The 14,071-nt window shown below is 43.3% G+C and carries 15 protein-coding genes; 10 read left to right on the top strand and 5 right to left on the bottom strand.

Annotation, left to right across the window (positions count from 1 at the left end; all coding sequences use genetic code 11):
• Positions 1–91: 91 nt before the first annotated feature.
• A complete protein-coding gene (locus SOO65_RS14100; protein WP_321391286.1) occupies positions 92–1,012 on the bottom strand; it encodes a hypothetical protein in 921 nt (306 codons plus the stop codon).
• A gap of 14 nt (positions 1,013–1,026) precedes the next feature.
• Positions 1,027–1,257 (bottom strand): hypothetical protein, encoded by a 231-nt coding sequence (locus SOO65_RS14095; protein ID WP_321391283.1) that lies wholly within the window; start codon positions 1,255–1,257, stop codon positions 1,027–1,029.
• A gap of 144 nt (positions 1,258–1,401) precedes the next feature.
• Between SOO65_RS14095 and SOO65_RS14090 the strand changes: the two genes are divergently transcribed.
• A complete protein-coding gene (locus tag SOO65_RS14090) occupies positions 1,402–1,776 on the top strand; it encodes a group II truncated hemoglobin (protein ID WP_321391281.1) in 375 nt (124 codons plus the stop codon).
• Here the strand turns inward: SOO65_RS14090 and SOO65_RS14085 are convergent.
• Positions 1,757–2,947, bottom strand: coding sequence for a tyrosine/phenylalanine carboxypeptidase domain-containing protein (locus SOO65_RS14085; protein WP_321391277.1), 1,191 nt, complete (start codon positions 2,945–2,947; stop codon positions 1,757–1,759). The genes SOO65_RS14090 and SOO65_RS14085 overlap by 20 nt on opposite strands.
• A 63-nt stretch (positions 2,948–3,010) precedes the next feature.
• Here SOO65_RS14085 and SOO65_RS14080 point away from each other — a divergent pair, with 63 nt between their 5' ends.
• The 4 genes from SOO65_RS14080 (at position 3,011) to SOO65_RS14065 (ending at position 7,996) form a co-directional block, all read left to right on the top strand.
• Positions 3,011–4,111 (top strand): hypothetical protein, encoded by a 1,101-nt coding sequence (locus tag SOO65_RS14080; RefSeq protein WP_321391274.1) that lies wholly within the window; start codon positions 3,011–3,013, stop codon positions 4,109–4,111.
• 58 nt (positions 4,112–4,169) lie between these two features.
• A complete protein-coding gene (locus tag SOO65_RS14075; protein WP_321391271.1) occupies positions 4,170–4,994 on the top strand; it encodes a gamma-glutamyl-gamma-aminobutyrate hydrolase family protein in 825 nt (274 codons plus the stop codon).
• The gene (locus tag SOO65_RS14070) at positions 4,991–6,340 is read left to right on the top strand and encodes a M1 aminopeptidase family protein (protein WP_321391268.1); all 1,350 of its coding nucleotides are present in this window, start codon (positions 4,991–4,993) and stop codon (positions 6,338–6,340) included. Before SOO65_RS14075 ends, SOO65_RS14070 begins: the two co-directional genes overlap by 4 nt.
• A gap of 150 nt (positions 6,341–6,490) precedes the next feature.
• Entirely contained in the window at positions 6,491–7,996 is a 1,506-nt protein-coding gene (locus SOO65_RS14065) for a hypothetical protein (RefSeq protein ID WP_321391265.1), read from the top strand.
• On the opposite strand, the gene SOO65_RS14060 is transcribed toward SOO65_RS14065, so the two are convergent.
• Together SOO65_RS14060 and ycaO are read right to left on the bottom strand one after the other, a co-directional pair.
• A complete protein-coding gene (locus tag SOO65_RS14060; protein ID WP_321391263.1) occupies positions 7,976–8,581 on the bottom strand; it encodes a GNAT family N-acetyltransferase in 606 nt (201 codons plus the stop codon). The genes SOO65_RS14065 and SOO65_RS14060 overlap by 21 nt on opposite strands.
• Positions 8,578–10,335 (bottom strand): 30S ribosomal protein S12 methylthiotransferase accessory factor YcaO, encoded by a 1,758-nt coding sequence (ycaO, locus tag SOO65_RS14055; RefSeq protein ID WP_321391260.1) that lies wholly within the window; start codon positions 10,333–10,335, stop codon positions 8,578–8,580. The genes SOO65_RS14060 and ycaO overlap by 4 nt, the downstream gene beginning before the upstream one ends.
• 190 nt (positions 10,336–10,525) lie before the next feature.
• On the opposite strand from ycaO, the gene SOO65_RS14050 reads away from it, so the two are divergent.
• From SOO65_RS14050 to cyoE, 5 genes are all read left to right on the top strand, one after another.
• Positions 10,526–10,861: an RNA-binding regulator gene (locus SOO65_RS14050; RefSeq protein WP_321391257.1), complete on the top strand. Its 336-nt coding sequence runs from the start codon at positions 10,526–10,528 to the stop codon at positions 10,859–10,861.
• Between the two features lie 210 nt (positions 10,862–11,071).
• Positions 11,072–11,701: a cytochrome c oxidase subunit 3 gene (locus tag SOO65_RS14045; protein WP_321391255.1), complete on the top strand. Its 630-nt coding sequence runs from the start codon at positions 11,072–11,074 to the stop codon at positions 11,699–11,701.
• Complete coding sequence (locus tag SOO65_RS14040; RefSeq protein WP_321391252.1) at positions 11,701–11,928, top strand: hypothetical protein; 228 nt, start codon at positions 11,701–11,703, stop codon at positions 11,926–11,928. Before SOO65_RS14045 ends, SOO65_RS14040 begins: the two co-directional genes overlap by 1 nt.
• The gene (locus tag SOO65_RS14035) at positions 11,900–12,319 is read left to right on the top strand and encodes a DUF420 domain-containing protein (protein ID WP_321391249.1); all 420 of its coding nucleotides are present in this window, start codon (positions 11,900–11,902) and stop codon (positions 12,317–12,319) included. The genes SOO65_RS14040 and SOO65_RS14035 overlap by 29 nt, the downstream gene beginning before the upstream one ends.
• Positions 12,316–14,031, top strand: a complete 1,716-nt coding sequence (gene cyoE, locus SOO65_RS14030) for a heme o synthase (protein WP_321391246.1) — start codon at positions 12,316–12,318, stop codon at positions 14,029–14,031. The genes SOO65_RS14035 and cyoE overlap by 4 nt, the downstream gene beginning before the upstream one ends.
• The last annotated feature ends 40 nt before the right edge of the window (positions 14,032–14,071 follow it).

Below are 14,071 nucleotides of genomic sequence, written 5' to 3'. Positions count from 1 at the left end.
AACGCCTAGGAAGTATAGGAAAGTCCAAGAAAGGAAAGAGAAGTGGATAGTGCAGAAAAGAAAAGGCCCCGCGAGTGCGAGGCCTAGAGGCTTAAAGAAGTTTTTGGCAAGAGGCCGAGACCTTGGCCTTGTTCTCTCGAAGGCATTTTAGAACTTTGCCATCTTTGAAAGGGGCCTTTGGACAGAGCTTTAAACGGTCTTGTTCACACAGTTCAACCATTTGATCCACTTTCTTTTCTTGAGTGGCGCGGAACTGGCGACAAGAGTTACTTAATTCGTTTTCATTCACAGTTAAGCAGCGTTGTTGATCCGCAGGACTGATTCCCATTTTACAGTGAGTGATAAGATCACGGTAACAAGGGTTGGCCTTTAACTTTGCGTCCTCGTTGTCCACAAGCTTTTTACAGCTTGGATTCAATGCCGGACCTTTTTTAGATAAACAATCCTGGATGTCTACGAAACGAACTTGAGTAGGGCAGAATTTTTCCGTGTCTTCAAAACAAGGATTGTTCTTTTTAAGATCAGCGATCTTTTTATCAACTTTGTTTTTACAGAAAGTTGAAAGCTTCGCCTTGTTCTTAATTAAACAGCGGTTAATCGCACCTTCAGGTTGATTGATTTCGCCGTAACAGTTGTTGGCCACATCTTGGGCACATACGTTACGAACTAAAATCCCACCTTTCTTGGTCTTGAAATCTGCTGAACACTTTGTACCAAGACGGTTCTCATTTTTAAGAAGGCAGTACTCAATATACTCAGGGTCAGTCGGAACATCAGAGCAGTACTCAGCAAGGTCCTCGAAACAAGGATTCTTCTTACCAGTTTCTTGTTTGAAGTTCTTTAGCTCGACCGCACAAGCGCGTGAGAGTTGATTTTCGTAATCTGATAAACAGCGAGCAAGTTGACCTTTACCCGGATCGGTACCTTGGCAGAACTTTTTAGCGTCCTGATCGCAAGGGGAGGCATTAACTTTAAATGCAAAAAGCAGTACTGCTGCTGCAAGTAGTTTCATGGTTGATCTCTTGGTTAAGATTTTTTCTGACAAGAATCACCAGAGCAACAAGATTTCTTTTCTTCTTTCGTGCATGAACCGTCAGCACATTTCTTTTCTTTGTTATCGCAACATTTTTTCTTACAGTCTTCTTTCGTACATGACATTTTTTCTTTGTGGCCACCGCAACAGTCTTTCTTATGGTGGTGAGAACAAGCTGAGATAGAAAGCATAAGAGACAGAGTTAGGAACGATAGAACTTTCATTTAGGATCCTTCGGTAGTGTTTTAACCATTATATGGTACTTAAGTGCTAAGACTCAATCTAATCAGACTTTACCTCATCGGGTTTTTCAGAGATTATGAGAGTAGATAATATGCCCTTCCGATTGGGCCTGTCAGGAATTGAATATGTACGAACAAATTGGTGGTTTTGAGGTCATTGATAAACTGGTAGATGATTTTTACTCGATTATGAGTACTGATCCCTATGCCCAGGATTGTATGGCCACTCACTCGGGACGAGACATCCGCGAGTCCGCTGAGAAATTGAAATTCTTCCTTTCTGGCTGGACCGGTGGTCCGCAGCTCTATATGGAAAAGTATGGACACCCGCGACTCAGAATGCGCCATTTTCCCTTCACCATTGGAGTAAAAGAAGCTGATCAGTGGCTTTATTGTATGAGGAAGGCCCTGGCCAATTCTCCCATTCATCCTGGAATTCAGGAACAGTTGATGCAGTCATTTGAACAGGTAACAGAGATGCTTAAAGGAACCCGTGATTAAAGAGGCTAAAAGAGAGCTCTTTTAGTTTTTGAAGTCGGGCCTGAACTTCCGGGGTCTCAAGCAAGGCCGGGAAGTATTTCACCTTCGGACTCATCAGTTCCCAGTGATCCATTAGCATAATGTGTTCTTCAAAAGAAATTTTCCCCACCCATAATGAGCGAAGATCAGTCTTAAAGAAATGTAAATGGTAGAGTAGCTCGATCATACCATGAAGATAAAGAAGCTCTTTAGTGAAGGCCATACCGCCTTCTAAAGGAACTCCTCTAAAAACTCGAAGTGCCAGTTTAAACGCATCGAGATCTTGCATGTCATGATGGCGAAGGTATTCGTAGACATCCGTAATTGAAGAACCGCGTTCTGCCATTGAGGTCGCCAGATGCCTTAGCACCACTTTGTTCCAACGCTCTAACGTCATACAGCCGGTGATAAGCTCAGTGATGATTGCAAGACCCTCTTGAAGAAATGTCGTTCTTGGGGCCCAGGTTGATAGCCAAGGATTGTCTTCTTGAAATGAGCCATTAATCGAAGTCCCTAAGTGGACCCAACCTTCGTGAACGAGGAAGATATCCAAGTGTCCGGTGGTGTAGGTCTTATAAGGATTAAGTTTTAAAGTTCGACGTCCCGCGGATGAATCTGAGAGAAGGGAAGTCGAAGGCTTTACTTCAAAATCTTTGGCGTCGAATGTTTCAAGCATCCTTGTGCGAAGATAATTTCTCGCCTCTTCACCCTGAAGTTTCACCTCACTGGTGTCCGGCATACAGTATTCAGGAATTTTCTCGAGGAAATAAAGAAACGCATTGTTCTTAGCAAGCTTATGACTTGTGCCATAAAGCTCGGTGCAGTGATCATAGAAAAAAATATTATCGAAGTTTTCCATCATCGAGAGCAGAAGGTGATAGTCCTGAACTCTCTGAGTGAAGATGCGCTTCAAAGAAAATGGCACATCAGCTTTGGCGAGTTCCATGAGAAAATTATCCATCGCCTTACGCTTCATGCTGACATTTACCGGAAAGGGAACACTGATATCTTCCAACTCGCCAATGAATGTTTTGTGCTGAGGGAAAAGAAGAAGCAGATCCTTAATGGGATAGCGAGGATGCCCAAGGAAACTCAGATCCTTTGCGAGATCCTTTAATTGAGTAGAAAGGTCTTTTACTAATTTCTTATCCATAAACTCTTCATCGGTAAGAAAAGGTCAGAACTACAGATGTCTTCTCTTAGGTATACTCAAAAAATGAAATACTTAATCCCACTCATGTTGTTCTCTCATACCGCTCTGGCAGCTTTCTCTAAACCGGAGCTTTTAGCAAGACTCAGTGACGTCCAGGCCTGGAATGCGCCAGATAATACTTGGTGCTTTACCTCTGAGCCGGCGATTTTAAATGATCAAGTCTATTTGAGCTGTTTCGATGTCGATGGTTATTTCATGGGCCAGTTTGGTAAGGGCTTTAAAATGATCTCGCGAGCTGAGCCAGACAATATGAATTCATTGCCTCAGGCCTCGTTTGGAAAGGTGACCTGGTACGAGTTCAATGAAATGGACATCGTGCGCTCGTATGAGTTCACTGGTGCTCTTAAAAAAATTGAACTTAATACTCTCGGACCTCGATCTGAATCAAAGGATAGTTTCTATCCAATCTCTGGTGACAGCTGGTTCTTCCGAGTGAAAGGTGACGCGCCAGAAATCATGATCTGGAAAAATGGGGAAGTGACTCCATTTTTCAATCCAAGTGCGGCCTATATCTACACTCCGCAAGTGGGCCCTCGTGGTGAAATCGCTTTCAAGACTCGTGATGGTGATTACAACGAAACTTCCCCTGATCGTCTTTGGCAATATACCGGCTCTTGGAAAGTCATTCTTGAAGATAAAGAGGCCAACCCAAGTTCTCCTTGGAAAACCATACGTCACCAGTTGGCAGTTGAAGGCAATCGAGTCGTTGCCCTGGCCGATGATGGAAAAGGTGAGGCGCTTCTTCTGATTGAAAATGGGAATGTTAGAGTCCTGGCCCGTGCAGGGAAAGAACTTTCTCGTTTTGATTACTTCACGCCGAAAATGCGTGGTGGAACAATCGCGGTTCGTGGTGAAGACTTCCAGAAGCGCAAAGTTCTTTACGTTTACGATGAGCAAGGTTTCCGACCACTCCTGACTCAGGGAGATATCGTTCATACGGACAAAGGTCCGGCCCGTGTTCACTATAAAGACCAGAATGCCCTTTTCTATGGCTCTCCTGGAATTGATGAACGAGGCAGTGTTGTTCAGCAAGCTACTCTCACCGACCCAGACTTCCCGAGTACATTAATCGGAATAGGGATCATTAAATTCCGCAAAGAGTAGATTTTGCCCTTAAGACACATGTCTTGAGTGAATAGCAGACTGTTTTAAAATCTAATGAATGATTAAAAAAGTTCTCCTTTTGGGACTAGTGAGCCTGGTCCCAATTTCGCTCCCTGCCTGTGAACTCCCTCGTGGTGAGGTTCTCACTATTGGTTGCACATACAATTGCGACTTTTTTTATCGTGCTCGTCTTACAATGAATGCCTGGAGCTTGGGCTACTCAACAGAGATCATCGACCTTTCAATTCATACACCAGAAGCCGCGCTAACGAAGACAGATGCGGTCCTTGTTCCGGGTGGGGCCGATATTAATCCTGATTACTATTCAGTTCCGGCCTTGAAGGCTTACATTGAGAACAATCGATCGCTTGTAAAATTCACAGAAGAAGGCAAGAAGCGTGATGGCTTTGAGCATGAGCTTGTGAAGCTTTATTCTTCGGACGAAAAATATAAAGAGCTTCCCATGCTTGGAATCTGCCGTGGTCTTCAGATGATGGCGGTGGCAAAGGGAATTCCCCTGTACCTTGATCTCGCAACTGAAGCTGGCATTTCAAATCGCATGAATCAGTTTGATAAAATTGAAAGAAGACCCTCATCTTTAATGAGTAAGATCTACTCGGAAGACGTGAAGGGGTTTAAAATTCATCATCAGGGCATCCGCGTTCCTTACTTCACTGAGAATGAATCTCAGTATCCAAATGTGAAACTTACAGCGTTTTCACATGACAATAAAATCGCAGAGGCAATTGAATATACCGATCGACCGGCACTCGGTGTTCAGTATCATCCAGAACGTTCATTCTCTGGTGCCAGCACTCCCATCTTTAAATGGTTTCTGACTAAGGCTTGCGAATATAAAAATTCCAGGAAGGAAAAAATATGAAAAAAGTTCTTCTGTTAAGTGCAATGCTATCGACCTCTGCTTTCGCGAATCTCCATCTGGCTCCGCCTGATTTTGAATCATCAATTGGCCGTGCGGTATTCGTGGATTTTAAAACTGCTCAGTACGATGTGAACTACAACGTGTTCTGGAAGAGAACGAGTGTTAAGAGTACCATCGTGTTTAATGCTGAAAAAACAGGAAAGCCGTTGTTCGATCTTATTCCAGATCCTAAGAACGCAACTCTGGACGGTGAACCGGTTCGTATCATCGAAACAACGGCACCAGATGGTTCTAAGCTTCGTCAGGTAGACGCGGTTGTTGAACCAGGTGAACACACACTGGTAATGGAAAGTTCATTTAGAGAAAACGTTCGTTATAGTTTTTTAACTCGTCAGGTTTCTTCAGCATTCTGGATTCGGGATTTGAAATACCGCAAGTTCATGGAGCAATACATTCCTTCAAACTTTGAATTCGATCAGTACCAGATGACGATGAATGTGAAGTTTGATGGAGTAGCGACTGCTCGTCAGGACATCTACACGAATGGAAAAGTGACTCAAACTTCTCCAAACTCGTACCAGATTGTTTACCCTGAGTACTACACAGTTTCTTGCCCGTACTTCCACACAACTCCGAAAGGCAGAATGAAGCGCATTGATTTCTCTTACACATCAATTAGCGGCAGAGAAATTCCTATTACTGTTTACGGTCCGTGGTGGTCACGTCCAGCACGCTTCCAAGCTGAATCAATCAAGGTCATGAAAGAGCTTGAAGCAGATTATGGACCATGGGGTCATGATTCACTTGTAGCTTATGAAACACTTCCGGGTACTGGTGGCATGGAACATGCAGGTGCGACACAGACTTCGCTACCGGCGTTAGATCATGAAATGCTTCACTCGTATTTCGCAAAAGGTGTGATGCCTGCGAATGGAAACTCTGGTTGGATCGATGAGGCCATCGCGAGTTGGAGAGATAAAGGTTATCAGAGGGTACCGACTGTTGCATTTCCAGGCAGTAACTTAGGTGCTCATTCTGTTTACCAACGCAATACAGATAAAAGAGCTTACGATCTAGGTAACAAATTTATGTCTTACCTGGATTACCGTCTTCAGGATATGGGTGGTTTGAAGGCCTTCCTTCGTGGATACTTTGCGGCCTATAAACACACAGTTATCACCACTGAACACTTCAAGAACAACCTTGAGTTCTTCAGCGGACTGGATCTGTCTCATGAATTTGAAACTTATATCTGGGGCAAAAATCCAGAAGGTGGGGAGAGTGTTGTGGAACATAACCCCAATCACGTGGAGCTGACAGACGCTCAAGTACGAGAAATGCTTTAACCCCGATTTCGGCAGAGACAACATTTCCTGCCAACTTTGAGGGACTTATAAAAGAGGGGGCCTTGGCCTCCTCTTTATTTTGGCAGATAAAAATTACCAACTTACCTCCATTTTCCCCCGTAAAATCCCCGCCCGCCTTACCATTTCTCCATGAAATACTTCATTCTTTTATTGAGCCTTTGGGTAGGATTCGTTCAAGCTGACGAGACTCTGGATATTCGTTTCCTTCAGACCCAAAGAACAAAGGCCAACCCCTTCGCCCTGCCTTTCTCGGTCAATACAAGTGGTGAATTCAGCGCCTTTGGTAAGAACGGCACAGACATCTTCGCCTTCAATCCTCTGGTTCAAATTGCTTATTCAAGAATCAATATTCAATACTCAGCTCCGATCATGATGGATCGTTTTAACTTCTACCCAATTCAAAAAGACCTGGGTTGGATTGAAGTAAATCGTCAGAGTATCGAAGGTGGCCTTGGTGTTTCGGCCCTTGCTAAGAGTGTAGTTTCAGTTGGTCTTACTCCCTATAAAGGCGCCATGAAGACCATGGTTCGTTTCAGAAATTCAAAAGAACAAAAAGCTCTGCCTTTTGAGATGCCGGAAACATTGAATGATGTGCTTCGTTGGAACGAAGGGGACTTTGGTAGCTACCAGATGTACGGTGGTATTCAGTTCCAGGCAAGTGTTGGTGTTTCTGTAATCGACCTAGCAGTTGTTTCAATGGGACTTCAAAACCAATTTATCGTAGAGGTTAAAAAAATCTCTCCTACTGAAGTTTTATTTTCAATATCAGAAGAAAATCTTAAGCGTCGTCAGCTGGTTCTTGGGCCATTTATTACTGATGTTACAGGTGCTCAATTCAAAGGCAAGCGCGCAACTTTTCACTTCGTCCTTAATCCGGAAGATTCTTCTCACCACGAGCTTTTCAAACAAGGTCTGATGGGAAATCTTGAACTTCTTCAAACAAAACTTCCGGCCCGTGCTCAGAAGCTTTCTTGGGAAGGATATGACCGTTCATTCTATTACGGTATCCCAATGGTTGCCGGTAAAACAAGAATGAGAGGTCACTACGACCTTAATGAAGACGGTACAGATTCTGCCCTTGATATTCGTGGTTCAAGCACTAAAGGTTTTCTGACTCCGCTTCGTAACCACGACCAATATGTTTACCAAACAGATAAACACATCATCATGGTGTGGGCGAGTGAGATGAACAGAGTAACGGCCCGTACGATGGAAAAAACTTTCTTCTCAAAAGGTCGTGTATTAGGAATTAAAGGTTTTAATCGTGAGATTCCTGATACGACGAAGTTTGGATCAGTGGTTTCTCAGATCGGTGTGAACCTTTCTCAGGAAGAAGTAGAAGAAATTAAAAAAATGGACATGGAAGAATTTAGTGAAGTCCTAGAAGCGAAATGTATTGCTGAAAGCCTTTCTTGTCTTCGCGATCCAGTAAGACTTGGCCTCCTGGCCGATTTTAAAAAGGCCCTCTCTAAACCATGGTCAAAACTAAGAGGTGAGTTCGGTCTTCTTCTTATGAAAGAGCCGGCCCTTTTTCATTCAATCGTAAAAACATTGAAGCTTGAGAAAGAAGCTTACTTCAAATTCCTAAGTGAGAAGTATCAGTCGCTGGAAGGTTCAGGGGAAATTGAAATTTAAAATTTCCGGAAGGGTCTTTGCGAGTCTGCCTTTAACTTCATTCACATCGTATTTCTTAACGTCTAAGAACAATTGAACGTAGTCCGAATTATGCGGGCCAGGGTAAGGTACGCCCACCTTATGAATGATCTTCACGATTCCATCATTTGATGGAAGAAAGGTGAATGATAGAGTGTGAATGTCTCGTTCCATCGCGGCCAGAATAATTAAATTCAGAAGAAAACTACCAAGACCCTTTCTTTGAAAGTCGTCAATGATGGTCACGGCCACTTCTGCCTCATGAATGTCATGAGATGCGCGCACCATCCGAACAATTGCTATTCCTCGTTTCTGGCCATCTTGTTCCTCAATACCAATGGCATAGTGGTTCCAGCCATCGAGGCTTGTGAGATATTTAAGTTCTTGATCTGAGAATTCTCTTTTAGAGCCAAGGAAGCGATTTCGAATGGACTCCGGAGACATGTTCCGAAGTCCTTCAGAGATTTGTTTTTTATTATGAGGGCGAACTGAGCCTGCTCTGAGATGAAAACGTTCACGCCAGACAAAGTTCATGGAAAATTCGGGACTAAAAAAAAGTGGCTTCATTTCGTTCTGTTGTTCTCCGCCCAGATTCTCTTTGCTCTTTGTAGCTTCTCATAAGAAGTAATGAGCTTCTGGTGCATATCAAAGCCCTTCAAGCTTAGGTCTGATTCGTGAAGTCCGTCAAACTTCTCAAAACCATCGATAAGTTTCTGAGCTCGATCGACCATCTCTTTACCATAGATCTTCTCCACTGTCGGGAGATATTCATTCGTATTAAGCGTATCATCCATCTCCATTTGAAGGAGAGTCTGAAGGCACATATAAAGGAGACGTCTCTCTTGTTTTAAAGGAGCAAAGTGAAGGCTCCAATCAATTCCTGCTTTGGAAAGTTCATGGTCTTTTGCTGCCAAGGCGAGCATCGCTTTAAATTCTCCAAAACGAAGATCGGCCCACACTGTATCAGCATCAGGAATCACTCCAATGGCATGACTCACGAGAAGCATGTCCTCGAGCCCCTTATTTTCGATTTCATTATGAAGTTCAATCAATTCATCCTGCGAGAGTTCATGACAACTCAGAATTTTCTCACGAATGCTGTTACATGAATTGTTATTGTCCCACGTGAGATCAATGGCGGGATAAATTTCCGAAACACCCGGTACATGAATGCGACATCCGTAAACTTTCAGGTGTTCAAAGTCCATGATGTAGACGTCTTTTTCCATCTCATGGAAAATCCCAATCAGTGCCTGATACTCGGATTCTGTTGTCGCTCCACCAAAGTTCCAGTCCGAGAATGGAAAGTCGGGAGTTTCTTTAAAAAAGTTCCAATGAATGAGTCCGCTTGAATCAATAAAATGGGCCTCAATATTTAAATGATCTTTTACATCATCAAGTTCAAAACTCGGAGGAGAGAAAACGTTAAGTTGATCAAGTCGGCGACCTTGAAGAAGTTCCGTCAAGGTTCTCTCAAGTGCCACTTCAAATTTTGGATGAGCACCAAATGAAGCGAATGCGGTTCCTTCTTTAGGATTTAATAGGGTGACACTTATCACGGGATATTTTCCACCCATCGATGCATCTTTGCAGATAATCGGAAATCCATGGGTCTCGAGTTCTCTGATTGCTTCCACAACTTTGGGATAACGATTTAAGACTTCCTCCGGAATATTTGGAAGTGAAATTCCCTCAGACAGAATTTGATGCTTGATCGAGCGTTCAAAGATTTCAGACAAGGCCTGAACCCGCGCTTCTGTTTTTGTATTACCGGCCGACATGCCATTGGACACATACAAATTCCCCACAATATTCATGGGGATGTAATAAGTTTTTCCATCAGCAACCTGAGTGTAGGGAAGAGCGCAGATGCCGCGTTCGATATTTCCAGAGTTGGTATCAACTAAATCAACGGGCCTCAGATCATTATCTGAATCATAGAACTTCCACAGTGATTCATTCATGAGGCCTTTTGGCATAGACTCCGTGAAGGGGAACCATTTCTCTTGCGGATAATGAACGAACTCAGAATTAGCGACTTGTTCACCAAGATAATAGTCAGCAAAAAAGTAGTTACAGTTTAAGCGCTCAAAGAATTCACCTAGAGCACTGGCGAGGGCCGCTTCTTTGCTTGTGCCTTTTCCATTGGTGAAGAGATAAGGACAATAACGATCGCGAATATGAACTGACCAGACATTGGGGACTGGATTTAACCAGGATGCCTCTTCAACATCGAAGCCCCAGTCTAAAAGGAGTCCTTTCAGACGAGAAATAGTATCTTCTAAGGCCGCATCTTTTCCCAGAATCATAGTTTTAGTCATTCGACACTCCGCTATATTTCATTTCCAGTAGAAATCAGTCTGTGGGGAATATATAATAAGACAGTTACTTTGGCCTACTTTCACCGTGAGTCACAAGTTAAGGTTTTGTCTTTTGCTCCACCCTTCACAAGAACTCTCTGGCATGAATGTATGCATTGTTTAGCTTTGCGTTCTGAAGGAGGACGTTTTTATGGGTAAAAGACTCTATGTTGGTAATCTCTCGTATTCTCTAAGATCACAGGAATTAGAAGAAGTTTTCAGAAAAGTCGGAGAAGTGGTGTCTGCAAAAGTCATCATGGATCAAGAGACTGGCCGCTCTAAAGGTTTCGCTTTTGTTGAAATGGCCACTGATGAACTTGGAACAGCTGCTATCGAGGCCTTAAACGGTCAAGAAGTAGGTGGACGTGCTTTACGCGTGACTGAGGCCAACCCTCGTCCGGAAAGACCGGCCGGCGGTAATCGTTTCGGTGGAAACCGTGAAGGCGGCTTTTCACGCGGTGGCGGAAGAAATTTTAATCGCGAGTAATGATAAAGGGCCCTTTTCAGGGCCATTTGTTTTTTAGAAAGATGATTAAGAGCAGTTTTTGTTTGGCCCAGCTCGCAAATTACTTGTCGCAATTAGTCGTTCGTGAATAATTTCAAATTCTTCTTTGGTCTTAAGGTTGCGGTTCGTAACTGACTTCGGTACAATGACGACAAATTTATTATCTTTTTTTATTTCTCGGAGTGTTCGCTTATGGCCGGTCATGCACATGATGCTCATCATCCTTCTAACCCTCTAATCGGTGGCGTTGATCCTCAATTCGGAAAAGCGACTCCTGGTAAACTTGGAATGTGGATTTTCCTAGTGACCGACGGTATGTCGTTCTCTGGTTTCCTAATTGCTTACGCAGTTCTTCGTTCTAAACTAGAGTGGCCGAATCCTGCTGAACACCTTGGTATCTTCCTTTCAGGTATCGCTACGTTCCTTCTAATCTGTTCATCAGTTTCTATGGTTCTTGCCATTGACGCTTGTAAAGCACGTAACCGTCAAGCAATGCTAAACTGGCTACTAGTTACTATCTGTGGTGGAGCAATCTTCCTTGGTATCCAGGCCTATGAGTACACTCACTTGGTTCACCAGGGCATTACTCTTAACAGCTTCAAGCACGGTACTTCATTATTTGGTTCTACATTCTATCTCATCACAGGTTTCCACGGTCTTCACGTGGCAACAGGTGTTGGTTACTTAATCTGTGAATACTTAAATGCTCGTAAGGGTAACTACGACAACGGTGATTACAACCGTCTTGAGATCCTAGGCTTGTTCTGGCACTTCGTAGATCTAGTCTGGATTCTAGTGTTCACTTTCGTTTACCTTTTATAATGAATAAAACACTCGTATTTTTCTTTAGCCTTTTCTTCGTTTCAGACCTTCTCGCTTGTCCGTACTGCGCTGGCAGTACGCAAGGCGGGAAGGACTCAAATACGACACTGATTCTGGCCTTATTCATTCTCGCGATCTATATTCCTTACTTTATTATCTACCGTTTGATTAAAAAGCAGCGCGCTTTGAAAGAAGCTCATGACAGTTCAGGATCTGCCCAGCCTTAATGCCTTTCTAAACACCATCGCAGGTGTTCTTCTCTTAATTGGTTACATTGCAATCAAACAAGGTAAGAGAGAACTGCATAAGAAGTTGATGTTTTCGGCCCTGGTTGTTTCGGCCGCTTTCCTAACAAGCTACCTGATCTATCACTATCATGTTCCGTCGAAAAAGTTCCCGGACCTTGGTTGGATTAAGACGGTTTATTTCCTGATCCTTTTCCCACACATTATCCTCGCGGCCGTCATGGTGCCGATGATTCTTAAAACTTTCTGGCACGCTTTCAGAGAGGAGTGGGAGAGTCATAAAAAGATCGCCAAAATTACATTTCCCATTTGGATGTATGTTTCAGTGACTGGAGTGATAGTTTATTTCATGCTCTATCACTGGTTCGCATGAACATTCTCTATTACGTCCTTTATCTCGGAACGATCTGTCTTCTTTTAGTTGGTGCTCAATTACAGGTCTTAAAAACTGCTCTGGTTTGCCCTGATTGGCCTCTCTGTTATGGAGAATTTCTCCCCCAAATGATGAGTCCGGCCTTCTATGAATCCCTTCACCGTTTTCTGGCGGGAATTATGGGAATCGGAAGTATCGTGTGGGCCTTTGTTCGTTTTAAAGAATTAAAAGTGAAGGCACTTCTACCTTTATTTCTGATTATTCTTCAGTCACTTCTTGGTTGGGCGACTTTCGCTTATAAACTGCCAACGATCACGACGATCCTTCACTTGGTTTTCTCTCTTCTATTCTTATCTTCGCTCGAAGGTACTCACCATCTCGAATACGACGAAAGTTTAAAGAGCAAGTGGAACCCAAAAATCAAAGATGTAGTGGGCTTCTTTCTCTTCTTATTGGTCGTGCAATTTTTCCTGGGTGGAATTCTCAGAAAATCATCTCTATTAGCTCAGTGTGAGTCGACGATGGAATTTTGGGAGTGCTGGAAACTTCAGTCCACTATTCCTTATGCCGGAAGCCTTTCGATCATGCATCGGGTTCTCGGAGTCGTGACTACCATCACCGGACTTTTTGTTTTTAGTTATCTGATTAAAAATCTTCCAAAGTGGAAATGGTCTGCCATCGTGGGACTTGGTTTGATGGTCACTCAATTACTATTGGGACTTCAAATGGGTCGCTCTGCCAGTCGGGAAATGATTGTGTATCATTTTACCACGGCCCTTTTTTCATTCTGTGTTTTGCTCTTTTTAATTGTTCGTCTTCGTCGTTATGAATTTCATTTTTTTGGAAAAGCTGTTCCGACTTATCTGAATGATTTAATGGATCTCTTTAAACCAAAACTCACAGTTCTAGTGGTGGTGACTCTCTTAGTAGGGGTGTTTCTTGCTCCGATTCAGATGAATCTCATTCTTCTTTTCATTTCTTTGATTAGTATCTGGCTTCAGGCCGCAGGAAGTTTATCGATCAACTGCTATCTCGAAAAAGATCTGGATGCTTTGATGGAAAGAACCAAAGACAGGCCTCTTCCGGCCGGCCGACTTTCGCCCGCAGTGGCCCTTTACTGGGGTTGGGGATTAATCGTTTTTGGAACTCTGGTTTTAATATGGAGCGCTAATCCATTAACGGCTTTTTTAGGCCTATTTTCGGCCTTGTCATACATCTATATCTATACGCCAATGAAAACCAAAACTCCGTACGCGCTTTATGTTGGTGCTGTACCTGGAGCTCTTCCAACTTTAATGGGTTGGACCACTGTGACAAATTCAGTCAGTGGGCCTGGTCTCTACTTATTTGGACTTTTGTTTCTGTGGCAAATTCCGCATTTCATGGCGATCAGTCTCTATCGGAAGAATGAATACGGAAATGCTCACTTCCTGACCTTTGCCCAGACTCATTCGAAAGAATTTTTACGAACGAACATTTTTATTTATAGCTTGATCCTTATGCTCTACGGAATGATCCCTGCCTTCAGTGATTGGCGTGGGCAAAGTTATTTTTGGGCCGCATTAATGATCGGGATCATACTTTTAGGATTCGCCATCACCGGATGGAAAGCCAAAGATGAACAAAGCTTTAACGAGTGGGCGAGAAGCTACTTTTTCGCAACACTTTTCCATCTACCACTACTCCTCGGAGTCCTTCTTATCCTTCGCTAATTTTTATGGTTTTAAGGGTAGATGAACCCTACAAATTAAG

Origin of the sequence: Peredibacter starrii (assembly GCF_034259205.1) — a bacterium.
In the GTDB taxonomy this organism is placed as follows: Bacteria; Bdellovibrionota; Bacteriovoracia; order Bacteriovoracales; family Bacteriovoracaceae; genus Peredibacter; species Peredibacter starrii.
Note: the sequence above shows the minus strand (reverse complement) of the source record. Positions and strands in the feature narration are given on the sequence as shown.